The organism is Propionivibrio sp. (genome assembly GCF_016790145.1).
In the GTDB taxonomy this organism is placed as follows: domain Bacteria; phylum Pseudomonadota; class Gammaproteobacteria; order Burkholderiales; family Rhodocyclaceae; genus Propionivibrio.
The window spans coordinates 1-23,466 of the sequence record NZ_JAEUOI010000204.1; the positions used below are offsets into that span (position 1 = coordinate 1).

The 23,466-nt window shown below is 60.4% G+C and carries 24 protein-coding genes; 11 read left to right on the top strand and 13 right to left on the bottom strand.

Translation table 11 applies throughout. The features are described from left to right. Positions 1-420, bottom strand: a 420-nt coding sequence (locus tag JNM42_RS16520) for an aconitase family protein (protein WP_294272712.1), incomplete at its 3' end; no start/stop codon positions are given. Between the two features lie 305 nt (positions 421-725). Between JNM42_RS16520 and JNM42_RS16525 the strand changes: the two genes are divergently transcribed. The 8 genes from JNM42_RS16525 (at position 726) to JNM42_RS16560 (ending at position 10,478) form a co-directional block, all read left to right on the top strand. After that, on the top strand, positions 726-4,157 hold the full coding sequence (locus JNM42_RS16525; protein WP_294272717.1) for a DNA methyltransferase: 3,432 nt from the start codon (positions 726-728) through the stop codon (positions 4,155-4,157). A gap of 36 nt (positions 4,158-4,193) precedes the next feature. Then, complete coding sequence (locus tag JNM42_RS16530; protein ID WP_294272719.1) at positions 4,194-4,430, top strand: hypothetical protein; 237 nt, start codon at positions 4,194-4,196, stop codon at positions 4,428-4,430. Next, on the top strand, positions 4,427-4,624 hold the full coding sequence (locus tag JNM42_RS16535) for a DUF2283 domain-containing protein (RefSeq protein ID WP_294272722.1): 198 nt from the start codon (positions 4,427-4,429) through the stop codon (positions 4,622-4,624). The genes JNM42_RS16530 and JNM42_RS16535 overlap by 4 nt, the downstream gene beginning before the upstream one ends. 386 nt (positions 4,625-5,010) lie before the next feature. After that, positions 5,011-6,591, top strand: coding sequence for a DUF4118 domain-containing protein (locus tag JNM42_RS16540; RefSeq protein WP_294272725.1), 1,581 nt, complete (start codon positions 5,011-5,013; stop codon positions 6,589-6,591). Further along, positions 6,588-7,304, top strand: a complete 717-nt coding sequence (kdpE, locus tag JNM42_RS16545; RefSeq protein WP_294272728.1) for a two-component system response regulator KdpE — start codon at positions 6,588-6,590, stop codon at positions 7,302-7,304. Before JNM42_RS16540 ends, kdpE begins: the two co-directional genes overlap by 4 nt. A 106-nt stretch (positions 7,305-7,410) precedes the next feature. Next, a complete protein-coding gene (locus JNM42_RS16550; protein ID WP_294272731.1) occupies positions 7,411-9,297 on the top strand; it encodes a potassium transporter Kup in 1,887 nt (628 codons plus the stop codon). A 217-nt stretch (positions 9,298-9,514) separates the two neighbouring features. Next, entirely contained in the window at positions 9,515-9,988 is a 474-nt protein-coding gene (locus tag JNM42_RS16555; RefSeq protein ID WP_294272734.1) for a hypothetical protein, read from the top strand. After that, positions 9,975-10,478: a hypothetical protein gene (locus tag JNM42_RS16560; RefSeq protein WP_294272736.1), complete on the top strand. Its 504-nt coding sequence runs from the start codon at positions 9,975-9,977 to the stop codon at positions 10,476-10,478. Before JNM42_RS16555 ends, JNM42_RS16560 begins: the two co-directional genes overlap by 14 nt. 159 nt (positions 10,479-10,637) lie before the next feature. Here the strand turns inward: JNM42_RS16560 and JNM42_RS16565 are convergent, their stop codons facing one another. From JNM42_RS16565 to JNM42_RS16580, 4 genes are read right to left on the bottom strand one after another with little or no spacing between them, the layout of a single operon-like run. Then, entirely contained in the window at positions 10,638-11,276 is a 639-nt protein-coding gene (locus tag JNM42_RS16565; RefSeq protein ID WP_294272738.1) for a PqiC family protein, read from the bottom strand. After that, the gene (locus tag JNM42_RS16570) at positions 11,273-12,946 is read right to left on the bottom strand and encodes an MlaD family protein (RefSeq protein WP_294272741.1); all 1,674 of its coding nucleotides are present in this window, start codon (positions 12,944-12,946) and stop codon (positions 11,273-11,275) included. The genes JNM42_RS16565 and JNM42_RS16570 overlap by 4 nt, the downstream gene beginning before the upstream one ends. After that, positions 12,939-13,613: a paraquat-inducible protein A gene (locus tag JNM42_RS16575; protein ID WP_294272744.1), complete on the bottom strand. Its 675-nt coding sequence runs from the start codon at positions 13,611-13,613 to the stop codon at positions 12,939-12,941. The genes JNM42_RS16570 and JNM42_RS16575 overlap by 8 nt, the downstream gene beginning before the upstream one ends. After that, on the bottom strand, positions 13,610-14,218 hold the full coding sequence (locus JNM42_RS16580; protein ID WP_294272747.1) for a paraquat-inducible protein A: 609 nt from the start codon (positions 14,216-14,218) through the stop codon (positions 13,610-13,612). The genes JNM42_RS16575 and JNM42_RS16580 overlap by 4 nt, the downstream gene beginning before the upstream one ends. Positions 14,219-14,412: 194 nt before the next feature. On the opposite strand from JNM42_RS16580, the gene JNM42_RS16585 reads away from it, so the two are divergent. The 3 genes from JNM42_RS16585 to JNM42_RS16595 all read left to right on the top strand — a co-directional run bounded on the left by JNM42_RS16585 (position 14,413) and on the right by JNM42_RS16595 (position 17,762). Further along, on the top strand, positions 14,413-14,718 hold the full coding sequence (locus JNM42_RS16585) for a hypothetical protein (RefSeq protein ID WP_294272751.1): 306 nt from the start codon (positions 14,413-14,415) through the stop codon (positions 14,716-14,718). A 112-nt stretch (positions 14,719-14,830) separates the two neighbouring features. Continuing rightward, the gene (locus JNM42_RS16590; protein ID WP_294272753.1) at positions 14,831-16,294 is read left to right on the top strand and encodes a DUF2868 domain-containing protein; all 1,464 of its coding nucleotides are present in this window, start codon (positions 14,831-14,833) and stop codon (positions 16,292-16,294) included. Then, positions 16,287-17,762 (top strand): DUF3482 domain-containing protein, encoded by a 1,476-nt coding sequence (locus tag JNM42_RS16595; RefSeq protein ID WP_294272755.1) that lies wholly within the window; start codon positions 16,287-16,289, stop codon positions 17,760-17,762. The genes JNM42_RS16590 and JNM42_RS16595 overlap by 8 nt, the downstream gene beginning before the upstream one ends. Positions 17,763-17,856: 94 nt before the next feature. Here the strand turns inward: JNM42_RS16595 and JNM42_RS16600 are convergent, their stop codons facing one another. The 8 genes from JNM42_RS16600 to tolB form a co-directional block, all read right to left on the bottom strand. After that, a complete protein-coding gene (locus JNM42_RS16600; RefSeq protein ID WP_294272758.1) occupies positions 17,857-18,171 on the bottom strand; it encodes a helix-turn-helix domain-containing protein in 315 nt (104 codons plus the stop codon). Continuing rightward, on the bottom strand, positions 18,155-18,283 hold the full coding sequence (locus JNM42_RS19530) for a hypothetical protein (protein ID WP_366504469.1): 129 nt from the start codon (positions 18,281-18,283) through the stop codon (positions 18,155-18,157). Before JNM42_RS19530 ends, JNM42_RS16600 begins: the two co-directional genes overlap by 17 nt. Before the next feature lie 729 nt (positions 18,284-19,012). After that, the gene (locus JNM42_RS16605) at positions 19,013-19,237 is read right to left on the bottom strand and encodes an addiction module antidote protein (protein ID WP_294272760.1); all 225 of its coding nucleotides are present in this window, start codon (positions 19,235-19,237) and stop codon (positions 19,013-19,015) included. A 467-nt stretch (positions 19,238-19,704) separates the two neighbouring features. Then, the gene (locus JNM42_RS16610) at positions 19,705-20,073 is read right to left on the bottom strand and encodes a PilZ domain-containing protein (RefSeq protein WP_294272763.1); all 369 of its coding nucleotides are present in this window, start codon (positions 20,071-20,073) and stop codon (positions 19,705-19,707) included. A 19-nt stretch (positions 20,074-20,092) separates the two neighbouring features. Further along, positions 20,093-20,752: a 7-carboxy-7-deazaguanine synthase QueE gene (gene queE, locus JNM42_RS16615; RefSeq protein ID WP_294272766.1), complete on the bottom strand. Its 660-nt coding sequence runs from the start codon at positions 20,750-20,752 to the stop codon at positions 20,093-20,095. Positions 20,753-20,756: 4 nt separating this feature from the next. Continuing rightward, complete coding sequence (ybgF, locus tag JNM42_RS16620) at positions 20,757-21,560, bottom strand: tol-pal system protein YbgF (RefSeq protein WP_294272770.1); 804 nt, start codon at positions 21,558-21,560, stop codon at positions 20,757-20,759. A 16-nt stretch (positions 21,561-21,576) separates the two neighbouring features. Continuing rightward, on the bottom strand, positions 21,577-22,098 hold the full coding sequence (gene pal / locus JNM42_RS16625) for a peptidoglycan-associated lipoprotein Pal (protein ID WP_294272772.1): 522 nt from the start codon (positions 22,096-22,098) through the stop codon (positions 21,577-21,579). Positions 22,099-22,155: 57 nt separating this feature from the next. Beyond that, a complete protein-coding gene (tolB, locus tag JNM42_RS16630) occupies positions 22,156-23,448 on the bottom strand; it encodes a Tol-Pal system beta propeller repeat protein TolB (protein WP_294272775.1) in 1,293 nt (430 codons plus the stop codon). Positions 23,449-23,466: the final 18 nt, after the last annotated feature.

A 23,466-nucleotide genomic window follows, 5' to 3' on the forward strand; every position in this document is an offset into this window, starting at 1 on the left:
GTAGTAATCGACCTGCACCGAGTGATCGACCACCAGATCGACCGGTACCAGCGGCTCGATGCGCCGCGGATCGACCCCACGCGCCACCGCCACCTGACGCATGGCGGCCAGGTCGCAGAGCAGCGGCACCCCGGTGAAATCCTGCAGGACAACACGGGCGACAACGAAAGGAATCTCCTCGCTACGCAGCGCGTTCGGCTGCCAGTTCGCCAGTTCGCGGATATGCTGTTCGCTCACCCGTTTGCCGTCGCAGTGGCGCAGCAGCGCCTCAAGCACGATACGCAACGAGACCGGCAGGCGCGAGATGTTGCCGACGCCGGCCCGTGCCAGCGCCGGCAGCGAGTGGAACAGCGCGTCCGGACGGTTCGGGAGATTGGGGCAGGAAAAACGCGAAAGTGTAGCGAACGGGGAGTGTGTCATGGCAAGTCTCAATCAATCCTGCAAAAGGGGCAGGTTCAATGATGACAGGAAAATCGTCTGTGCGTTCCCCCACAAACAATCGGGGTAGCAACCGAGGGCAATTGCACCAAACTTCAAAGTCCACCGCAGAGCCGCAAAGAAGCAAAGGAAACGCAAAGAAAGCCAAAATGTATTAATCGCCTTTGATTTTCTTTGCGAAATCTTCGCGTCCTTCGCGCCTTCGCGGTGGATGTAGTTTGATGCAATTGCCCTGCGCAAACCTGACAAAACCGCCTCGCCGGCTCCCTTATGGCATACTCCGGCCCATGACTCTTTCCCCGGAAGCCTTCCTCGCCCGCTGGCAGCATGCCGACGGTTCCGAACTGGCCAACTACCAGTTGTTCGTCACCGACCCGTGCAAGCTGCTTGGCGTGCCGTCGCCCGATCCGGCGCGCGAGGATACGCGGGACAACGCTTACGTCTTCGAGCGGCGTATCACCTTTCACCATGGCGACGGCAGCACCTCGATGGGGCGTATCGACTGCTACCGGCGCCGCACCTGCGTGCTCGAAACCAAGAAGATCAAGCTCGGTGCCGCAACCAAAGGCTTCGACGACGCCATGCAGCGCGCTCGTGCTCAGGCCGAAAACTATGCCCGTGCGCTGCCGGCCGAGGAGGGCCGACCGCCCTTCCTGATCGTCATCGACGTCGGCCACGTCATCGAGCTGTACGCCGACTTCACCTGCTCCGGCGCCACCTACACGCCGTTCCCCGACCCGCGCTCGCATCGCATCAGACTGGCCGAGTTGTGCAACCCCGCCGACGAAAGCATCCGCGCCCGCCTCAAAACACTGTGGCTCGACCCGCTGGCGCTGGATCCCGCGCGCGCCTCGGCCAAAGTGACGCGCGAGATCGCCGGGCATCTGGCGAAAATCGCCAAAACGCTCGAAGGCGCCGGCCACCATCCCGAACTCGTCGCCGGCTTCCTGACGCGCTGCCTGTTCTCGATTTTCGCCGAAGACGTCGGCCTGCTGCCCCGGCAGAACGGCAAAGGCACCTTCACCGCACTGCTCGAAACGCTGCACGGCAACCCGCAGCAATTCGTCCCCCTGCTCGCCGCGCTGTGGCGCGAGATGGACAGCGGCGGCTTCTCCGTGGTGCTGCGCGCAACGCTGCCACGCTTCAACGGCAAGCTGTTCAAACAGCCCGAGGTGATCGCGCTCGACCGCGAGCAGATCGGCCTGCTCATCGAAGCCTCAAGCGCCGACTGGACGCAGGTCGAACCGGTCATCTTCGGTACCTTGCTCGAACGCGCGCTGTCGCCCGGCGAACGCCACGCGCTCGGCGCCCACTACACGCCGCGTGCCTACGTCGAACGCCTGGTCCTGCCGACCGTCGTCGAGCCGCTGCGCGAGCAGTGGCGCAACGTGCAGGCCGCCGCGCTGCTGCTGGCCAACGAAGGCAGGCTCGACGCGGCACGCAGCGAAGTCGACGCCTTTCACCACCGCCTGTGCCAGGTGCGCGTGCTTGACCCGGCCTGCGGCTCGGCGAATTTTTTGTATGTCACGCTCGAACACATGAAGCGCCTCGAAGGCGAAGTGCTCGACCAGATGCAGGCTTTTGGCGCCGGACAACAACGGCTCGAAGCCGCAGGCCTCAGCGTCGACCCGCACCAGTTCCTCGGCCTCGAACTCAACCCGCGCGCCGCCGCCATCGCCGAACTCGTGCTGTGGATCGGCTATCTGCAATGGCACTTCCGCACCAACGGCAGCGGCCTGCCGCCGCAGCCGATTCTCAAGGACTTCAGAAACGTCGAATGCCGCGATGCGGTGCTGGCCTGGGATGGCGTCGAAAGCGTGCTTGATGAACACGGCGTACCGGTCAGCCGCTGGGACGGCGTGACGATGAAAACGCACCCGGTAACCGGCGAGCCGGTGCCCGACGAAAACCACCGCCAGTCCTTGCAGCGCTACATCAACCCGCGCCGCGCCGAATGGCCGCAGGCCGACTACATCGTCGGCAACCCGCCTTTCATCGGTGCCGCCAGCATGCGTGCCGCGCTCGGCGACGGCTACGTCGACGCCCTGCGCAACACCTGGCAAGACGTTCCCGAATCGGCCGACCTCGTCATGTTCTGGTGGCACCACGCCGCGCAACTCGTCGCCACAGGCGAGGTTCGGCGTTTCGGCCTGATCACCACCAACAGCCTCAAGCAGACTTTCAACCGCCGCGTCGTGCAGGGCGCACTGGATCAAGGCGTGGCGCTCGCCTTCGCCATCCCCGACCACCCGTGGGTCGATAGCGCCGACGGTGCGGCAGTGCGTATCGCCATGACCGTCGGCACGATCGATAACGTCGAAGGTCGCCTGCTCAGCGTGACCGACGAGCGCGAAGGCAAGGGCGAAGGGCTGGACGTGACGTTGCAGGAACAGCTCGGACTGCTGCATGCCGATTTGCGGATCGGAGCAAATGTGGCGGCGGCGAGGGCGTTGCGAGCCAACACTGAATTGAGCAATCGTGGCTTCTGCCTATTTGGCGCTGGTTTTATCGTACCGCCAGAGGATGCCATCCGCCTCGAAGCCAACGCGCCGATCAAGGCTTACCGCAACGGTCGTGATCTGACCGAACGGCCACGTGGCGTGAAGGTGATTGATCTTTTCGGACTCACCGCAGAGGAAGTTCGCGCTTGTTATCCGGCGACTTTTCAATGGGTGCTCGAACGGGTAAAACCCGAACGCGACAACAACAACCGAGAAAGTCGTCGCCTCAACTGGTGGCTGTTCGGAGAGCAAAACCCGAAACTGCGCTCTCAGTTGACTGGTCTGCCGCGCTACATCGCCACAGTCGAAACCGCCAAGCATCGAACCTTCCAGTTCCTCGAAGCCGACATCGCACCGGACAACATGCTTGTCTGCATCGCTAGCGACGATGCCATCCAACTTGGCGTGTTGTCCTCGTGCGTTCACGTTTCCTGGGCGCTTGCTGCCGGTGGCACGCTGGAAGATCGACCGCGTTATAACAAATCCCGCTGCTTCGAACCTTTCCCCTTTCCCGCCGCCACGCCCGAACAAGCCACCCGCATACGCGACCTCTCCGAGCAACTCGACGCGCATCGCAAGCGTCAGCAGGCCGCGCACGCCAGCCTGACGCTGACCGGGATGTACAACGTGCTCGGAAAGCTGCGCAGCGGCGAAGCGCTCAACGCAAAAGAAAAAACCATCCACGAGCACGGTCTGGTAAGCGTGCTGAAAACCCTGCACGACGAACTCGACGCCGCCGTGCTCGATGCCTACGGCTGGGGCGACCTCGCCGCGCCGCTGGCCGACCCGGTGCTGAAGGAAGCCGCCAGCGAAACCCTGCTCGTCCGCCTCGTCGCGCTCAACGCCGAACGTGCCGCCGAAGAAGCGCAAGGCCAGGTCCGCTGGTTGCGCCCGGACTATCAGCACCCGGCCGGGAGGCCGCAGCAATCGGTCATCGCCATCGACTATGCCGTACCGGCAAGGCAGGACGCGGTGGATGGCGTTGCCCTGCCGGAGATGGCCATGGCACGCGCCTCCTGGCCGAATACCTTGCCCGAGCAGGTCGCCGCCGTTATCCGCGTGCTGGCCGCGTCGCCCCTGCCACTCAGCACCGCCGATCTCGCCGCCCGCTTCACCGGCAAAGGCGCCTGGAAAAAACGCCTGCCGCAAATCGTCGACACCCTCGAAGCCTTGGGCCGCTTGCGGCGGCAGGGCGAATTGCTGAGCGCGAGCGATTGATTGCGCAATGCCCTTGATACTGACTAAACTCGTACCATGAAGTACACGCAATACTTCCTTCTTACGCGGCAGCGGCCGGATCGTTCGCCGATTGCTTTGGAATGGATAGCGCGCGTGGTGTTGTCGCCCGAACATGAGTTCGTGCAGGAAGATGGCCGCATCCGGCGCTGGAAACGTATCGACGAGGCCGAAGGCAGGTTCTTGCGGGTTGTCTTGCTTGACGACGGTGAAACGGTTCACAACGCTTTTTTTGATCGGAGTTTTTCGCCATGAACATCAAGTATTTTCAGGACACCGATACGCTTTACATCGAATTCCGCAAGGGTGAGATCAGCGAAACGCGCGATCTCGACGAAAACACCTTGCTCGATGTCGATGCCTCGGGGCAGATCGTGGCAATGACCATCGAGCACGCCAGCGACCGTGCCGATATCCCGCAGTTTTCATTTGAGCTGATCGCGGCCTGATCTGGCCATTTTTCGGCGCATTGGTAGTGTGTAGGCGATGCCAGGATCGCCGATTGACTGGCGTAGCAAGGGTGACTTAAGCACTGCCCGAACCAACCAATTTTTACACCATTTTTACGTTCGTCGCGGGACAATGACATCAGAGTCTGTGAATAAATCATTAGTGCCTGATTTCCACGCTCGTCACCCCGGCGGAAGCCGGGGTCCAGTTCGTTTATCTGATTTTATTTATGGATATCAGTGGCAGTGACTGGATTCCGGCTTTCGCCGGAAAGAGCGCGAAGCCTGGCCTCGGGCCACGGCTTGGGAGGTTTTATCCATTAATGCACCGCCTCTGAGGCCGGGTTTATTGGCGAACCCGGCAAATTGTTCAGGTTACCCAAACCATGTCGTTCGTCCCGAAGCCGTCTGTCGGTGCCTTTCCTTCCCTCCTCGCCTGGCAGCGATTTGCCCTGGCTTTGCTCGCCTGCGCGGCTACAGCGCTGATCGCCACCCCCCTGCTCAAGTATCTGGATCTGGCCAATATCGTGATGCTGTTCCTGCTCACGGTTCTGCTCATTGGTGTCAGCCTTGGTCTGGCCCCGGCCCTGCTTGCCGCATTTGTCAGCGTCGGGATGTTCGACTTCTTTTTCGTACCGCCGCGCTTCTCGTTTGAAGTGCATGACGGTCAGTATCTCGTTACCTTCGCCGTCATGCTGGCGGTGGCGATCATCACCGGCCAGTTGACCGCCGGCCTGCGCCGGCAGGCCGATGAATCGGCTGCGGAGGCCTTGCGTACGCATGCGCTGTACGAAATGGCGCGCGACCTGTCCGGCGCGCTGATGCTCGAACAGGTCGTGGATATCACGCGCGACTTCCTGCACAAGGTGTTGAACGCCGAGTCCACGATTCTGCTGCCCGACAGCACGGGCCGTCTGCAAGCCTGTTCCGGCCAGAAATCTGCCCGTCTCCAGATCGAGCCGCGGCTGGCGATCATGGCTTATGACGGGGGCAAACCGGTCGATTGCGTGCAACTGGCCGACAGCGGCTATGCCGAGCTCTATCTGCCGCTGAAGGCGTCGCAGCGCGTGCGCGGCGTGGTCGCGGTGGCGTCGAGCGAAAGCGGGCTGGCGCCGGAATTCCTGCACACTCAGCAGCAGCGGCTGGAAACGATGGCTTCGCTGGTGGCCATTGCCGTCGAGCGCGTGCACTACGTCGATGTGGCCCAGAACACGCAGGTGCAGATCGTCTCGGAACGACTGCGCAGTTCGATACTTTCCGCCCTCTCGCATGACCTGCGCACCCCGCTGACGGCGCTGGTCGGGCTCGCGGATTCGCTGACCATCAGCAAGCCGCCGCTCGCTGAAGCCGCGCTGGAGACGGCCGAGGCCATTCGCGAGCAGGCTGAACGGCTGGCCGGTCTGGTCGGCAATCTGCTCGACATGGCCCGCCTGAATGCCGGTGACGTGACGTTGCAAAAGGAGTGGCAGCCGATCGAGGAGGTCATCGGGTCGAGCATCAAGCTGCTTGGTCGCGCGCTGGCCGAGCATCCGGTCAAGGTATCGCTGGCGAAGGACGTGCCGCTGATCGAGTTCGACGCCGTGCTGATCGAACGGGTTTTCTGCAACCTGCTGGAAAACGCCGCGAAATATTCGCCACCGGGTTTAGCCATCGAGATCGCCGTGCACCTCCGTGACGGTAAGCTTGAAGTCGCTGTTTCCGACAGTGGCCAGGGTTTTGCCGTGGATAAAGATCATGCCGTGTTCGAGATGTTTGTCCGTGGCCAGCCTGAGTCGTCCACGCCGGGGGTCGGGCTGGGGCTGGCCATTTGCCGCGCCATAGTCGAAGCGCATGCGGGGACGATCACGGCGGCCAACCGTGCGCAAGGGGGGGCCTGCGTCACGTTTTCTCTGCCGCTCGGCGAACCGCCGCGCATCGAAGAGGAAGTCCTTGCTCAGGAAGACGGTCGTCAGTCGTGCAATCCGTGAGCGCAAAAGTCACTGAGCGAGTCAGCGAGCGTGCCGCGACAGTCCTTGTCGTCGAGGACGAAAAGCTGATCCGCCGCTTTGTTCGCACGGCACTGGAAGGAGAAGGCTGCCGCGTTTTTGAGGCGGCAACGTCAGCGCAGGGTCTGATTGAAGCTGGCCAACAGAAGCCCGATCTGGTGGTGCTCGATCTTGGCCTGCCCGATGGCAACGGCATCGACTTCATCCGCCATCTGCGTGGCTGGTCGGATGTGCCGATTCTTGTGCTCTCGGCACGTGCGCACGAGAAGGACAAAATCCAGGCGCTGGATGTCGGTGCCGACGACTACCTGACCAAGCCGTTTGGCGTTGGCGAACTGCGTGCGCGAGCGCGCGCGCTCTTGCGGCGGCAGAGTCGGGATGGCGAGGGCGCGACGCCGATCATGGAATTCGGCGACGTGCGCGTCGATTTCTCACGACGCGCGGTGACCCGGAAGGGCGATGCGTTGCATCTGACGCCGATCGAGTATCGCCTGCTCTGCGTACTGCTGGCCAATAGCGGCAAGGTGATGACCCAGCGCCATCTGTTGCGCGAGGTCTGGGGGCCATCGTGTGTCGAGAGCAATCATTACCTGCGTGTTTACCTTGGTCATCTGCGCCAGAAACTGGAAGACGACCCGACGCAACCGAAGTATCTTTTAACCGAAACCGGGGTGGGTTATCGCTTCCAGCCGTGAAATTCAGCCGATCCACCAGAAGGTCATGTTGAATCTCTTTACAACCCGTGGCACGAAGCCTGTCCTCGTGCCGCGAGTTGAATTTCATGGCTAATCAGGACATTCAATGAGCCATTCAAGCCCGGCTGACCGGACCCGCTTCAACGCCCTGGCACTGGCGGCGCTGGGCGTCGTCTACGGCGACATCGGCACCAGCCCGCTCTATGCGCTGAAGGAGGTATTCGGCAGTACCCACCATCCGGTACCGATCACCACGGATAACGTACTCGGCATTCTGTCGCTGGTGCTCTGGTCCTTGATGGTGGTGGTTACCGGCAAGTACGTCTTATTCATCATGCGTGCCGACAACCGGGGCGAAGGCGGCATCATGGCCTTGATGGCACTGGCCTTGCGCAACAGCAAAGAAGGCTCGTGGCGACGTTCTATCATTGGCATGCTCGGCCTGTTCGGCGCGGCGCTGTTCTATGGCGACGGCGTGGTGACTCCGGCCATCTCCGTCCTCTCGGCGGTCGAGGGGCTGGAGGTCATCACGCCGGCATTCAAGCCATTCGTCATCCCGCTGGCGCTGGTCGTACTGGTTTTTCTTTTTGTCATCCAGCGGCGCGGTACGGCCAGCGTCGGCAAACTGTTCGGGCCGGTGATGCTGCTCTGGTTCAGCGTTCTGGCGGTATTGGGTGCCCTCAATATCGTCGCTGAACCCAATGTCATTCGGGCGCTCAATCCGTACTGGGGCGCCTCATTTCTTGTGGATAATCCGAGACTGGGTTTCTTGTCGCTCGGCGCAGTTGTGCTGGTACTCACCGGTGGCGAGGCGCTTTACGCCGACATGGGGCACTTCGGGCGCAAACCGATTCAACTGGCCTGGTTCGCGCTGGTGCTGCCCTCGCTGCTGATCAACTATTTCGGACAGGGCGCACTGCTCCTGAGCAACCCGGCCGCCGTCGCCAACCCGTTCTATCTGCTGGCGCCCGAGTGGGCGCTTTTTCCGCTGGTGGCACTATCGACCCTCGCCACCGTCATTGCTTCTCAGGCGGTTATTTCCGGCGCCTTTTCGATCACCCTGCAGGCGATGCAACTCGGTTATGCGCCACGGCTCAAGGTGGAACACACGTCCGACAGTGAAATCGGCCAGATCTATCTGCCGGCAATCAACTGGATGCTTCTTGTTTCCGTGATCGCGCTGGTTCTTGGCTTCGGCTCGTCTAGCCGTCTCGCCGCGGCCTACGGCATTGCCGTCACCGGTACCATGCTGATCACCAATCTGCTGGCCTTTTCCGTCGCCCGCTGGCTGTGGGGCTGGAAACTCTGGCACGCCATCTTGGGCGTACTGCCCTTTGTGCTGATCGATCTGGCCTTTTTTTCCGCCAATTCGATCAAGATCGCCGACGGCGGCTGGTTCCCGCTGATCTTTGGCCTCGCCGTTTTTACCCTGTTGACGACGTGGAAGCGCGGTCGCTCGCTGTTGCACGACAAGCTGGGACAGGATGCGATTGAACTGGCCCCCTTTATCGAAAGCCTGGCACTCGGCGGCGCCACACGCGTTCCCGGAACGGCCATCTTCATGACCGGCAGGCCGCAAGGCGTGCCGCGCGCCTTGTTGCACAGCCTCAAGCATTATAAGGTGCTGCACGAGCGGATGATGATCGTGACCATCCGCATCTTCGACGTGCCCTATGTTCCCGAGATCGACCGCGTTGAAGTCGCCGCCCTCGGCCAGGGTTTCTGGCAAATCACCGTCCAGTACGGGTTCAAGGACGAGCCGGACCTGCCGGCAGCGCTCGCTCTTTGCGCCCATTTCGGGCTGCAATTCGACATGATGGATACCTCTTTCTTCCTTGGCCGGGAAACGCTGATTGCCGGCTTCGGAAAGGAAATGAGCTACTGGCGCGTCTTGCTGTTCGCCGCCATGTTCCGCAACGCCAGCAGCCTTACGGCCTTCTTCAAGATACCGTCGAACCGGGTGGTCGAGCTGGGATCACAGATTGTTATGTAGGATCATCGCCAGGCAGGCCGTCAGGATGGACATCTATAAAGGCAGTGCCGTGGTCGAATTTGCACATACGGTTACAACGCAGGCCGCGCCAGGAGGATTCTTCAGGCGCGATCACGCCTGACATGTTCATTGGAACTTTGCATTTCCTTCAAACCGTTTTTATAGCTTGAATTAATGGCAAAATCGAGGCGGCTGAATATTTGTGAAAGCTAATCCGATGACCTGGCTGCGCCTGTTGTTCTCACTCCTCGCCGCGCTGGGGGCAAGCTCCAGCCCGGCGCTGACGCCGCCGTTGGATAACCATCCCGGCTTTTTCGCCGGGGACTGGATCGGCATCGGCGCTGATGACCTGTTCTGCTACATCCGCTTGCAGCCCGATGGCAATGGCACGGTGCTCGTCAGCAGCGCCAGCGGCGACTGGCTGGGGGCGCACATTCGCTGGAGCAATCGGCAGCAAAGCATGGTACTGATCGAAGTCAGCCCATTACCTGCAGATCCAGGCCGACGCCTGCTGCCGCTGTCCGGGCTGACCCTGCGCAGTGGCATCAACCAGACCCTTCAACTTAAACCGGGTGAGCGAAGTCCGCTCTGCGAACTTCAATTGCGCGACAGGGTGGAGCACCGTGCCGGGCAGGCCGGGATGCTGTTTGACAACCCGACCGAAGTCAGGAAATCCGATGGCAGAAAATGATCCCGCCCAGCCCGAGCCCGGCTCCGTCCCGGGCCGCCCCAAACAGTCTTTGGCCGCCGGCTTTCTGAAACTCTGCTGGCCGCTGCCCGGCGCACTGACCGGGGCGGCCGTCGGCTTCCATGTTTACTTTCGCCAGCCGGGTCTGAATACCGATACCGCCGCACCGCTCGTTTTCGCCGGCTTCTGGGCCTTTTGCGGGCTGTTGGTCGGGATAGTGGGCAGCAGCGCTGCCGCCTGGCTGATCGAACGCGGACTACGCCGCTGGCTACCCGGCAAGCCGCTGATCACCACCAGCCTCACCCTGCTCTGGCTGATCGGGTTCTGCTACGTGCTGCATGCGCCGCTCGAAGCTCGCCTGCCCGAGCTATTCTGGCCAGCACTCCAGAAGTTGCCGGTGCGCCAGCAAGCGGTGCCCCCGCCTTCGCCATGCTCGCAGGCAGCGCCCACCGAGCGCAAGGCTCGTCAAGCATGGGATCTGGAATGCCGGTGAACACGGGATAGAGTGACCTGAGCAGGCGAGGTTGCAACACCCTGGATACCGGCTTTCGCCGGTATGACGGCAGTTTCAGACTTCTTCGGAGCGCAGCAATAAGTCACTGGCATGGACAGGCACGAGACAAGCCCGGCAGTGGATTTATTCTGTGATTTCTTAGCGGATCGCCCTGGCAATATCGGCACTCACTTGCATGAGTGCACGGCTTTGCGCGGCCACCAGAGGTTCGTAACCGGCACCGGACACTGCTTCGCGCACCAGGGTGCGCCCGCTCCTGGGCAGGACGGGTGATGCGAGCGGTGTTGTTTCGGCGGGTTTTCCGCCGGCCTTGGCGGGCGTCACGCTGGCCGCAGGGCTTGCCGAGGGCCGAATGGTCCACAGCACATCAAGGACGACCACTTCGCCGAGTCGGGCGTCAAAAGACTGGACATCGATCAATACCTGATAGTCCGCTTTCGTCTGCATGCTTTGTGCGTAACTCCACACCCGTGTGGTGCCCAGATCGTTAGCCAGATTGGCTGCGATCACACGGGAAATATCGCCCTTGAGCGAACCGGCCCAACGGTGGAATTCGCTCATGCTGACCTGGTTATTGCCGTTCTGTACCACCAGCAGCGCCTGGTCGACCGACTCGGGCAAACTCACCGGCCCGACAATGACGCTGGTTCCCGTGCTGGTTACGGGGGCGGAGGGCGCGGGTGCGGCACTCAGGGTGTAGTAAGACGTTTTGGGCGAACTGCTGCACGCCGACAACAGTAAAACCAGCAGACCGACAGTGACTGAACGTGATTTCATTTTTTGGACTCCTCTGGCGGCTTGCCGAAGATCAGCGATTGCGGTTGACGATCAAGGGAATCGCTCAGTGTTTTTATCGAGGCCGCAGTTCGCGTCAACTCGCGCAAGGCGTCGCGCAGATCGGTCTGCAAAGGCGAATCGCTGGCCATCACGTTCTCGGCGTGCTGCATCGCACGCCTGGCCTCAAGCAGCGTCTGGTTAAGCTCGGGAACGGTTTCGGCATCGAGGCGTTTGATCAGCGTATCCATGTTGCCGAGCAGGACATCCATTTTCTTGACGATTCTGGCGCCGGTTTCCTCCAGTTCGTCGAAAGTCCCCGGAATGGCGGGTATCTCGATCGGAAACTTGCTCGCATCGAATTTGACTTTTGGCGCTTTGGGGAAGAAATCAACGCCGACATACAGTTGCCCGGTGAGCAGATTGGCGCTGCGCAATTGAGCGCGAAAGCCCTTTTCGATGAACAACTGATCCCGCTTGATACGCTCGGCTCTTGTTTTGGGTGTTGGAAGTTCGGCACCACCGGTACGCGAGTTTGCACGCAAACGCTCAGGATAGAGATAGATTTCGACCGGCTGCACAAAATCAAAGATCTTCGGCTCAAACTCGGTATGGATGCTGATGACCTCGCCGATATTGATCCCGCGGAATTCAACCGGCGCGCCGACCGACAGGCCGCGAACGGATTGTTTAAAAACAATCACGAAGCGCTCGGTATGTGCATCCGGGCGTTTCATGGCTTCGCCGCGGGTGGCAAAGAGCTGGAATACGGCATCCTTCTCGGCGCGCTCGACTGGCGCCGCGTCGGCAGCCGTTGACGAAGCGGACGCCGCCGTTGCCGGTTTCTCCTGGCTGGCGGGAATGATTTCACTGCTCGGCGCGGAAGGCGCCTCAAAAGCGATACCGCCAATCAAAATGGATACGAAGGATTCGGTCTGCACTTGCAAGCCTGCCGCACTGAGTGACACATCGACGCCGCTCGCGTTCCAGAAGCGGGTGTCGTTCGTTACGTATTTGTCGTAGGGTGCATGTACAAACACCCGTATTGTCACCCCTTTGCCGTCCTTGTCCAGATCGTAAGCCACGACCTCGCCAACCGTCAGCCGGCGGAAATAAACCGGCACCCCGACATCGAGGGAACCCAGGTTGGCAGCACGCAGCACAAACTCCCGCCCCGGGGTATCCGCCGTCACGATAGGCGGCACATCCAGTGCGACAAAATCAACCCGTTTATTCGTCGACTCGCCAATATCCACCGCAATATAAGGCCCGGCCAGCAAGGTTCCGAGGCCGGTTACGCCGCTCGCGGTAATGCGTGGCCGGACTATCCAGAAACGCGTGTCTTCGAGAAGAAAATCCGACGCTTCCTTGTTCAGCTCTACGCTCGCAATCACCTGATTGTGGTCATCCGACAGCGCCACGGTTTTGACCAGACCAATATCGACGTCCTTGTATTTGACGTGGGTTTTACCCGCCTCAAGCCCCTCGCCCGTCTTGAAGCTGATGGTGATCGTCGGGCCGCGTTCAAGAATCACCTTGGCCGCCAGCCCGGCGCCGACCAGCACCGCCACGATCGGGATGATCCAGATAAACTGTGGCGCCCAGCGCCTCTTTGGCCTGGATACGGCCGCGGGCAGGTTCGGCAGGTCAGATTCTAGCCGCTGATCAGTCATTCACGTTCTCCAAATTACTTTCCGGTTCTGCGGGTTCTGCGGGTTCTGCCAAATCCCAGATCAGCCGGGGATCGAAGCTCTCCGCAGCAAATATGGTGAGTACCACCACCGCACCAAAGGCAATCGCACCACTGCCGGCACGAATCGACATCAAGCTGCCAAACTGTACCAGCGCGGTCAGCATGGCGGCCACATAAACGTCAATCATCGACCAGCGCCCCACGGCCTCAACCACACGGTAAAGCCGGGTTCGTTCGCGTGGCGCCCACAGCGAACGACGCTGTACCGAAACCAGCAGAAAGGTCAGGGAGAGAAGTTTGGCGGCCGGGATGGCAATGCTCGCGATAAACAAAATGATCGCCAGCGGCTGCGAACCCGAGGTCCACAGATAGATCACCCCGCTCAGGATCGTATCTTTCTCGCTACCGAAAAGCGATCCCGTTTGCATCACCGGCAACAGATTGGCGGGGACAATCAACACATAAGCGGCGATCAACAAGGCCCAGGCACGTGAAATGCTATCCGGCTTGCGAAAATGCAGGCTCGAACCGCAGCGCCCACAGGCCAGCCCGTGCGCTTCAGGCGCAGCACGCTGCGTCAGTCCGCAGGTGTGGCACGCAAGCACGCCTGCCGAAGCCCCGGTGACAAGCGCCGATGCGGCATTCATCGCAAGGCTCCCACGCGCGCCCAGAAAATGCGCACATCAAACCCGGCCACGGCAGCAGACACTGCAAACATCAGCAAAACAAAGGACCACAGCGCAATGCCCGGCACCACCGAGGCCATGGCCGCCAATTTGCTGATCGTCACCAGCAGGCCCAGCATGAACACTTCGACCATGCTCCACGGTTGCACAGCGTGCAACAATCGGAACACGCGCGGCACGGCGGGCGGCACGCGCCCCAGTTTAAGCGGCAGGAGAAGATAGATCAGTGCGCCGATCTCCAGTGCCGGCATCAGAAAAGTGGTGACGAAAACGAGCAGGGCGACGCTCGGCATGTCGTCGCGCAGCAGCACACTCACGGCGCCGAGCAAGGTGGTAGAACTGGTCAGGCCGCGCGAATTCATGCTCACGATCGGGAAGGAATTGGCGATGACAAACAGAACCAGCGCCGTCAGCGCGAAGACCAGACTGCGCTCAAGCCCCTCCGGCTGGTGACGATACAGATTACAGCCACAGCGCGTACAGCGCGCCACGCCGCCGGCCTCCAGGGGCACTTCGCGCAGCAGTAGATCGCATTCATGGCAGACAACAAGTGCCTCTGACGACATTGAAAATCACCTGTTTACAACGCATTGTCGGAGCGCGGATGGTAGCAGCCTATACATCCACTGGCTAGGGTCAGCCTTGTCCAATGTGGTATGAGCCTGAGCGAGGCGCGTATTTCCACCCAGAAATGAGCCTGAGGGAAAGAAATTGAGTATGAATTGAAAATGGGTCGATCATCACAAGCATGGTGATCAACATGAACGAAGCACGGCTGACCACGATTGAGCAGATCGAGCAGTTTCTCTATGCCAGCAAATCGATTGAGTTCTCGGCGGCAGGCGACGATAGCGTGCGTTATGCGCACAACAGACGGGTACTCAAGCGCTTTGACTACCCCGGCCGCAACAAACGCGAACTTGGGCCGCTGCGCAGGTACCTGCAGCAAACCAGCGGCTACAGCCGGGCTCAAATCAATCGCCTGGTGGCTGCGCTCGAAAGCGACGTCGTCTTGCTGAAGTTGCTTGCACATCCATTCGCGAGCCTTAATGTAGATCCGAACTGAGTACGGTGCACAGTTCTGGAGGTGCACAGGCATCCAGCCAAACTCGGGATGGATCAGATATCATCGAGCAGTGTCGAGGGAACGACTCACTTCTGAACCAGACGAATTTTCCATGAAACAATCAAGCGCAAAGATCGTCAGCTTTGTCAGGACGATTGAAACCTCGTCTGCCGGGACAGAGTTCTGGTCAGGCGACGATGCGGATTGGGCAACCCGCCTCGCCACCCAGGAGCTGGGAGATGCCGCGCCCGTCGAGCGCTTTATCGATGCCCGGGCACGCATCGCCTGGCAGCGTATCTCCGATCGTCGCCCGGATCTGGAGCGAGCACTGGAAAAACGCTACCAGGGCACGCTTTTCGGGTGGGCGATCATTTTGCTCGCCTTGATTGCTGGAATCCTCACCGATCAGATCGGCGATTCCAGGCAAGTCAATCTCCTGGCTCTGCCGTTCGTTGCGATCATCGTCTGGAACCTGGCAATCTATGCCTGGCTTCTTCTCCTGCGCCCCGTCCTGGGACTTTTCGGCTTCAAGGGTTGGGTCCGGCGCTGGTTGGAGAGGAGACTTTCCGGCCATCCGAAAGCCGGTCGTGACCAGCAGATCGCTGAGATGATTTCACTGAGCGTGCGTTGTCAGGCGGACTGGGCCAGAATGTGCCTTCCGGTTACAAGCGCGCGGGTCGAGCGGGTGTTCCATTTGGCGGCGGCCATGTTCGTGTTCGGGTTGATCGTGGCCATCTATTCGCGCGGGTTCTACACCGAATATCGTGTCGGCTGGGAAAGCACGCTTTTGGACGCGCCCGACATCAGCGCGGCCCTGGCCGCATTTTTCAACTGGATGCCGATCACTTTTGGCCTTGCCGCACCGGACCCATCGACTGTCGAACTGATGCGCTTCTCGGCAGGCGGCGGCCTGGTCGGTGCCCGTCCCTGGCTTCATCTCCTGGCGTTCCTCGCCATTGTTCTGGTAATTCTGCCGCGCCTTGCCCTGGCCTCCTTCGCCACCTTTCGGCTGAGGATGATCGAACGTCGGTTCCCCATCGACCTGACACGCGGCTACTTCCAGAAACTGGCGGCAAGGTTCGCCAGGAAGCACAGGGATGTTGTCGTCATTCCCTATGCCAAAGCGCTTCTCCCCGAGTCGGCTATCGTGCTCAATCAAGTCGTGCAGGACGTTTTTGGCACACCAGGCACTGTCAGGATTCTGGATACGGTTCAATTTGGCGGGGAAGACGACATGCCGGTGCTGGCCTCAAAAAGCCGGGACTCGATCCATCTTGCGCTGTTCGATCTGGCTTCGACCCCGGAAAGTGAGAATCACGGCGTCTTCCTCAAGGCGCTGAAACGTGAGGTGCCGACCGGACATTCCGTCATTTCACTCGTCGATAGCCGCGAATTCAAAGCGCGCTTCGGCAGCACAGGCGACCGGGTGGAACAGCGGACGAAGCTCTGGCGCCGCTTTCTGGCGGATTGCGGTGTGCCTTGCGTCATCGGTGATCTGGCCGAGGTGGGTAGCGATGAATTGCGCCGGAACTTCGAGTCGGCATGGGCGGAAGCAGGCGGTGGTCACCATGAGTAGCGAGAACCTCTCGATCAACCTGAGCCTCGTCTCGCATACCAACGTCGGCAAGACCACGCTGGCCCGCACCCTGCTGAAAATGGATATCGGCGAGATCGGAGACAGGCCGCATGTGACGGCGTTGTCCGAGCCCCATCTGCTGATACAGGACAGTCAGTCTGCTTCACTCACCCTCTGGGATACCCCTGGTTTCGGCGACAGCGTCCGGCTTGCCAAACGTCTGAGCCAGCGCGGAAACCCTGTCGGCTGGTTCCTTTCGGAGGTTTGGGATCGCTGGATGTCCAGGCCCCTGTGGTCAAGCCAACAGGCCATGAAGAATGTGCGGGAACAGGCTGATGTGGTCCTCTATCTGGTCAATGCCTCGGAATCACCATCGGCCGTCGCCTATGTCGAGGCGGAGATGCAAATCCTTTCATGGGTCGAGAAGCCGGTCCTGGTCCTGCTAAACCAGATGGGGCGACCGCGCCCGAAAGACGCCGAGGAAAAGGATCAGGCTGCGTGGCGCCAGTATATGGAGCGCTTCCCCTGCGTTTTCGGGATCCTGCCGATGGATGCATTTGCTCGCTGCTGGATTCAGGAGATCGCCCTCTTCGAGATGATCGGCAGGGCGATACCGGACTCCAAAAAGGCCGCATTCGAAGCGCTTCAGATGTCCTGGACCGCCGAACGGATCAATGACTACCGGCTGTCGGTTGCCGCCATCGGGAAATTCCTTGCCGCTTTGGCAGCGGACAGCGAGCGATTCGAGAGCGATGGGTTAAGCGGCAAGCTCAAGGCGATGGCGCGCAAGTTCGGGCGGTCTGACGAAAAAGATGTGCCGCCCGAGGCGAGGGCGATGGAGCGACTGGCAGAACGTGCCGCAGTCGCAATGAAATCGCTGACAGATCAGCTCATCGAACTGAACGGTCTCAAGGGTGAGGCGGCCAGGGAGATTCTGAACCGCGTTCAACAGGATCTTTCGATCGACGAGGAGATCAGCGAAGGCAGCGCTGCGGTGGTTGGCGCCGTAGTGTCGGGAGCGATTTCCGGCCTGGCGGCCGACCTGATGGCAGGGGGCCTCACCCTGGGTGCCGGAGCGATCGCCGGTGCAGTGCTCGGAGGGCTTGGTTTCGCTGGCGTGGCCAAGGGCTATAACCAGATGACTGGCAAGGACGGTAACGTCGTGCGCTGGAATCAGGAATCAATCGAGCGATTCTTCTCCGACAGCCTGCTTCTCTACCTTGCGGTCGCACATTTCGGCCGGGGCCGCGGCGAGTGGAGCCGATCCGAGCATCCTGAACACTGGCGTTCCGAAGTTCAGCGAGCGATCCAGGGTGATTCGGCCGATCTCCACAAGCTTGCCCAAGGCGGAGCGGAGCTTGAACGTCGCCACCTGGAAGAAGCATTTGGACGATGCGCAGCCTGGGCAATCGAGCGGGTGCTGCGCAATCTGTATCCCGACGCGAAGCTGCCAAAGACCGGTTTGTGATTGAAACAGAACGTTTGACATGAGCGGGGCACAAAAGGCGCAGCCTATTGGGCATCCCCTCGATGGAAGGGTTGGGTTTCATGCCCAACGGACGCTATTTCGCTGGGACGACCAGCACGGCTTTCGGATTTGTGCCGGCGATAGCAAGCAACGTTCGGACGGCGCCGCTCGGTTGCTTGCGACCTTGCTCCCAGCCCTGTAGCGTGCGGACAGAAACGCCCAGAAGCGCGGCGAACCGCGACTGCGATAAGCCTGTCTTTTTGCGCGCTTCAATGACTGGTGACGTGACGACACCAACTTGACCAGCTTTCATCTCGCGGACTGACTGCAACAGATCAGCCGCAAGATCGCGTTTTGCTTCGTAGGCTCCGAGATCAGCTTTGGTAAGGCGTTTATTTTTCAAGGGCACGGCGAATCTCCTTTAGCTTGGGCCCGGTGAGGTTGTCTGTCTTTGACTTTGCATATAGCGAAAGCAAGACAACTTCTCCTTCGGCGTTGCGAGTAACGTAAATGACCCGCACACCACCCGACTTGCCCGAGCCTGCTCGCTTCCAACGTACTTTGCGAATACCCTACTATGCCCTCTGCTGACTTCTCCACGGTATTCAGCGCCGGTTGCCAGACGCCCAGCTTCGATCCTTTGAAGCACCGGAGAGATCTCCCGGGGTAAGACACGTTACCTTCGCTGCATAGACGCCGGATTTATGACCGAAGGAAATCCCTGTGGGATAAAATGCGCCCTACTGCCGCAGATGGAGGGCTTTGCGGTCACGTTCCCACTCGCCCCGGATGCACCACGCCTCATATCCGGTTTTTTGTTCATCGTCCCGCAGTTTCGGATTGGGCGTCCCGGCCGCTCGCGGGGCTCGTAGCGTTCAGTCGGGCAACGGCAAAGCAGTTTGCCATTGCAAACCCCGCCTTCATCCTTCAGACCCCGTCTCGCGACGACGCCCTTGCCCCTCTCCTTGCCTTCGGCTCTGCGTAGTGGGGTTGGACGCACCGAAGGTGCGGCAAAACCCGGCCATAGGACTTCCACCTATGAAGTAACGCGCCATGCCCGGCGCACTCGTCTGAATTCACAGGCGCTGCGCGGCTATATCGCGCAGCGTCCGGTGGAATGATGGGTTCGGCCCCGCCGACCTACGAGATGCTATTGTTTCAGGCTGCTTCGGCATGGAGCCGTACGCCAAGGGCATGAGCAACTTTGAGAACAGTCGCAAAGCTCGGGTTTCCACTTTCGCTCAGGGTTTTCAGAGACTCTCGCGGCTAAGGCCAGCATCGCGTGCCACCTGCGACATTCCTTTTGCACGAGCAATATCACCGAGTGCACGAGCAATACCAGTTGCATCCTCAGGCGCCTCGGTGAGCCAAGCATCAAGGTACTCAGCCATCTCTGCTGGCGTGCGAAGTTGTTCCGCAACATCGTATGGCACAGTCTTCGTTTTGGTAGTTGGTTTGTGCAAAGTCTTGGGCATTTCAGTTTCTCCTACAGATTCCTTGCTAGCAGCCTGTCGGACTTAAGAAGTTAAAATATGCCAAAAGCAACGTATTGATTAAATGATGATTTTGTAAAATTTTTCGGACGTTGCATATGGGGTGATCTGGTTTTTTGGCCGTAAATCACACGAAAATATACAAATTGCATTGTTTAGCCAGCTTTACGGATCATGCACTTCTTGTAACTAGCTGTTTTTACATCGGAAGTAACTTTTCGGAAAGTCCGACAGGCTGCTAGTGCAATCGCTGTCTTAGCGTCTTGCTGTTGGCTTGACTTATCACCGCCAACCAGAAGAACAATGATTTCGCTTCCCCGTTGGGTGTAGTAGACCCGATAGCCCGGCCCGAGGCTAGGCTTCCTGAATTCCGGCTTGCGCCGGAATGAGCGAAGCCTGGCCTCGGGCCGGGTGTAGAACTTCATTACCAACCATGCACGGTTTAGCGGCTATTCGGCGATCAGCGCCGAAAGCTCCCGCTCCAGCAGAGCCGAATCGCCGAGGTTGAGTTCAACCAGACGGCGCAAATGCGTCACGCTGTCGATGTCGATGCTGATGCACAGCAGGCCGGCCTGGGGGCCCTCGACATGGGCAACCTTGGTCTGCATGCTGATTCGATCGCTCGCTTCGCTCTCGTTGAGTTGAACGTGCAGCATGCCGCTCGCACCTGCGCTGATGGGTGTGCCGGCCGGCAGACGGATCAGTGCGCCCTTGAGCGAAAGATCGAGAACAACAACTTCAAGGCTGCACTCGCCGAGAACCAGTCGGGCTGGTGCGTGGAAAGCGATGCGGGTGTGATGGCGGCGCTCGTCGGTCATGGCGGTTTCCTGGACAGTATTACTTGCCCCGCATGTTACCCCAAAGCAGCTTGTGCAGTTGTACCTGGAAACGAACCGGCAGCCGATCGGCGAGAATCCACTCGGCCAGCGTTCGCGGTTCGAGCGTCTCCTGCACCGGCGAGAAAAGCAGCGGGCAGAGCGCGTCGAGCCGGCGCTCGATAACGGTGTGGCGTGCCCATTCGTAGTCGGCACGGTCCTTGAGCACGAACTTCAGTTCGTCACGCGGGGTGAGCCGTTCAAGGTTCTGCCAGCGGTTTTTGCCGGATTCGCCCGAGCCGGGCGCCTTGAGATCGACAACCCGGCTGACGCGCGGGTCGACACCAGCAATATCGAGTGCGCCGGAGGTTTCGAGCGAGACATCATAGCCGGCGTCGCATAGCGCGGTGAGCAGCGCCAGACAGTTCTTCTGGGCGAGCGGTTCGCCACCGGTAACGCAGACCTGCCGCGCCTGGTAGCCGGCAACGGCGTCGAGAATGCGGGTCAGCGTCATGCGCTGGCCGCCAGAGAAAGCGTAATCGGTATCGCACCAGACACAGCGCAACGGGCAGCCGGTGAGGCGGACGAAGACGGTTGGCAGACCGGCGCGCGAGCTTTCGCCCTGTACGGAAAAGAAAATCTCGCTGATCGTCAGCGCCGGAGGTTTGCTACGGCCTGTCACCCGGCTACTTCTTCAGGCGTTGCTTCGCAGTGGCCGCCGCCGGGCTGTCCGGGTATTTGACGAGCACGCTTTCAAGCGTGATTTTGGCTCCCTTGGCATCGCCGAGTTCCTGCTGGCAGGTGGCCATGTTGATCATTGCATCCGGCGCTTTCGGGTGCTGCGGCCACTTGCTGACGACGGCCTTGTGCGCGTCAATCGACTTCTTGCAATCGCGTAGCGAGTAATATGCGTTGCCGAGCCAGTATTGCGCATTCGGCGTCAGCGTGCTGTCCGGGTGTTCTTTGACAAAGGCCTCAAAGGCGCCAGCGGCTTCCTTGATCTTGTTGGCCTTGAAGAGGTTGAGCGCGGCTTCGTATTCACGCGCTTCGACGGCCGGGTCGCTGGCGGCCTTCTTGCCGGGAACAGCCGCCGGTTTTGCCTCGTCTCCCGGCCTGCTCTCGGCGGCAGAGGCCGACTGCGGCTCCAGCTTGCGCAGACGACCGTCGAGGTCGATATAGAAATCCTGCTGCCGCTTCTTGGCCGATTCCAGTTCGTAGCTCAGTGTTTCGACCTGGCCACGTAACTTGGCGTTCTCTTCGCGCAGTGCCTGAATCTGGTTGACCAGCTCGAATTGGGCCTTCGACAGCGTATCGAGACGCTCATTGGTCTTGATCGACAGATCCTTGATCTGCCGCCGTGCCTCGTCATCGTCGAACATGCCGGCCTGTGCTCGCGGCGCAGCGAACAAGGCAAGCAGCAAGGTCAATGTCAGCAAACCCGTTGCCAGACCCTTTGCGCTGCCCGATGCAAGCCCCGAAGCGAATCGCAAGCGGTGCCCCGGCATCCTAGAACTCACCGTTGTAGAGCATGTCGCCGCGACGGTTCTCGGCCCAGGCGGCCTCGTTCTGGCCTTCGTTCTTCGGCTTCTCTTCGCCCAGACTGACCGATTCAACCTGCTCTTCGCGCGCACCCAGCAGGGTCAACATCTTCTTTATCGCATCGGCACGCTTCTGGCCGAGCGCGAGGTTGTATTCGCGGCTGCCGCGGTCATCGGTGTTGCCCTGGATCAGCATCTTGAACTGACGGTTGTCGGCAAGGAACTTGGCGTGGGCGGTGACCAGATCCTTGTATTCGTCCCTGACCTCATATTTGTCGTAATCGAAGTAGACGCTACGCTTGGAGAGTATGCTTTTCGGATCGGTGAGTATCGCCGGCAGACGGCTTCCATCGACGCCGCCGGCCGTCACCGTTGACACCCCGCCGCCACGCGTTTCAACCGGAGCGCCGTCTTGCCCGGAGGTATCGGGCGTCGAACTGCAACCCGCGATGAAAAATGCGAAAAGGGCGGCGATGATCAGTTGCTTCATGGTGTTTCTCCTGCGTCAAGATTCGGAATGCCCGGAGCCCGTTCAGGGCTGGAACGATTATCGGGTAAAGGGGCCCCACGCCGGCTCGCGCACATCGCCGGCCGGGATGGAAAGTCGTTGTTTGATGCGGCCGTCGATCGAGACGGCAGAAAGAACGCCGCGTCCGCCGATCTCGGTCGCTATCAGGATCATGCGGCCATTCGGCGCGAAGCTCGGCGATTCATCCTTGTTCGAGTCGGTGAGGATCTGCACCTGCTTGCTGGCCAGATCCATGACCGCCAGACGGAAACCGCTCTCGCGCCGGCTGATGAAGGCCATCGACTTGCCATCCGGCGAGATGCGCGGCGATACGTTATAGCTGCCTTCAAAGGTGATGCGCTGGGCGTCGCCACCATTGATGCCACTACGATAAATCTGCGGGCTGCCGCCGCGATCCGAGGTGAAATAGATCGACTGGCCATCCGGCGAGAAGAACGGCTCGGTATTGATTCCGGAGGACGTGGTCAGGCGCTGCACGCCGGAGCCGTCGGCATTGACCGTGAAGATCTGAGAACCGCCTTCCTTGGACAGCACGACGGCGAGCTTGCGCCCGTCGGGTGACCAGGCCGGCGCCGAATTGGAGCCCTTGAAGTTGGCGACGACGATGCGTTGGCCGCTGGCCAGTGAATGCACATAAACCACCGGCTTCTTGTTTTCGAACGAGACGTAGGCCAGACGGCTGCCGTCGGGCGACCACACGGGCGAGATGATCGGCTCCTTCGACTTCAGCGCAGCCTGCGCGTTTTGCCCGTCGGCGTCGGCAATTTGCAACTCGTAGCGGTTGGCTCCAGACTTCACTACATAGGCAATGCGCGTTGCAAAAACGCCGGGTTCGCCGATCAGCTTTTCATAAATGACGTCGGCAATACGGTGGCCGGCGGCGCGCAGCATCGGCGTCGAGGCAACAAAAGCGGCACCGCCGAGCGAGCTTTGCTTGTTGATATCGTAAAGACGGAAGCGGGCTTCCTGACGGCCGTCGCCGCTGGCACCGATGCTGCCGGCTGCCAGCGCGTCAGCGCCACGGTTCTTCCAGTCGCCATAGGACGGGCTGGACGACTCGGTCATCGCGACGCCGCTGCTCTCGATCAGCTTGAACAGACCGCTGCGTTCGAGATCGCTGCGGATAACCGAAGTCAACGCCCGCGAACTGGCTGGATCGCCGCCAAAGTCGGCAATGGCCAGCGGAATCCGGTTGGCGCCGGCACCGGTGATTTCGATCGTCAGTTCGGCACGGGCCGGTGCTTGCAGCAGCGCCAGGGCGCTGAAAGCAATCAGGCACAGGCCGCGCAGTTTGAGCAAAGATCGACGCATGGAGCAAAGGCATCCGTT

Bases quoted from the DNA above. Each gene is read 5' to 3' on its own strand.
- JNM42_RS16580 (WP_294272747.1), bottom strand. From the start codon at position 14,218: ATGTCGTCAGAGGCACTTGTTGTCTGCCATGAATGCGATCTACTGCTG.
- tolB (WP_294272775.1), bottom strand. From the start codon at position 23,448: ATGCGTCGATCTTTGCTCAAACTGCGCGGCCTGTGCCTGATTGCTTTC.
- JNM42_RS16555 (WP_294272734.1), top strand. From the start codon at position 9,515: ATGACCTGGCTGCGCCTGTTGTTCTCACTCCTCGCCGCGCTGGGGGCA.
- JNM42_RS16530 (WP_294272719.1), top strand. From the start codon at position 4,194: ATGAAGTACACGCAATACTTCCTTCTTACGCGGCAGCGGCCGGATCGT.
- JNM42_RS16585 (WP_294272751.1), top strand. From the start codon at position 14,413: ATGAACGAAGCACGGCTGACCACGATTGAGCAGATCGAGCAGTTTCTC.
- JNM42_RS16560 (WP_294272736.1), top strand. From the start codon at position 9,975: ATGGCAGAAAATGATCCCGCCCAGCCCGAGCCCGGCTCCGTCCCGGGC.
- JNM42_RS16610 (WP_294272763.1), bottom strand. From the start codon at position 20,073: ATGACCGACGAGCGCCGCCATCACACCCGCATCGCTTTCCACGCACCA.
- JNM42_RS16525 (WP_294272717.1), top strand. From the start codon at position 726: ATGACTCTTTCCCCGGAAGCCTTCCTCGCCCGCTGGCAGCATGCCGAC.
- JNM42_RS16590 (WP_294272753.1), top strand. From the start codon at position 14,831: ATGAAACAATCAAGCGCAAAGATCGTCAGCTTTGTCAGGACGATTGAA.
- JNM42_RS16570 (WP_294272741.1), bottom strand. From the start codon at position 12,946: ATGACTGATCAGCGGCTAGAATCTGACCTGCCGAACCTGCCCGCGGCC.
- JNM42_RS16540 (WP_294272725.1), top strand. From the start codon at position 5,011: ATGTCGTTCGTCCCGAAGCCGTCTGTCGGTGCCTTTCCTTCCCTCCTC.
- JNM42_RS16535 (WP_294272722.1), top strand. From the start codon at position 4,427: ATGAACATCAAGTATTTTCAGGACACCGATACGCTTTACATCGAATTC.
- JNM42_RS16605 (WP_294272760.1), bottom strand. From the start codon at position 19,237: ATGCCCAAGACTTTGCACAAACCAACTACCAAAACGAAGACTGTGCCA.
- JNM42_RS16565 (WP_294272738.1), bottom strand. From the start codon at position 11,276: ATGAAATCACGTTCAGTCACTGTCGGTCTGCTGGTTTTACTGTTGTCG.
- JNM42_RS16575 (WP_294272744.1), bottom strand. From the start codon at position 13,613: ATGAATGCCGCATCGGCGCTTGTCACCGGGGCTTCGGCAGGCGTGCTT.
- pal (WP_294272772.1), bottom strand. From the start codon at position 22,098: ATGAAGCAACTGATCATCGCCGCCCTTTTCGCATTTTTCATCGCGGGT.
- JNM42_RS16595 (WP_294272755.1), top strand. From the start codon at position 16,287: ATGAGTAGCGAGAACCTCTCGATCAACCTGAGCCTCGTCTCGCATACC.
- JNM42_RS16550 (WP_294272731.1), top strand. From the start codon at position 7,411: ATGAGCCATTCAAGCCCGGCTGACCGGACCCGCTTCAACGCCCTGGCA.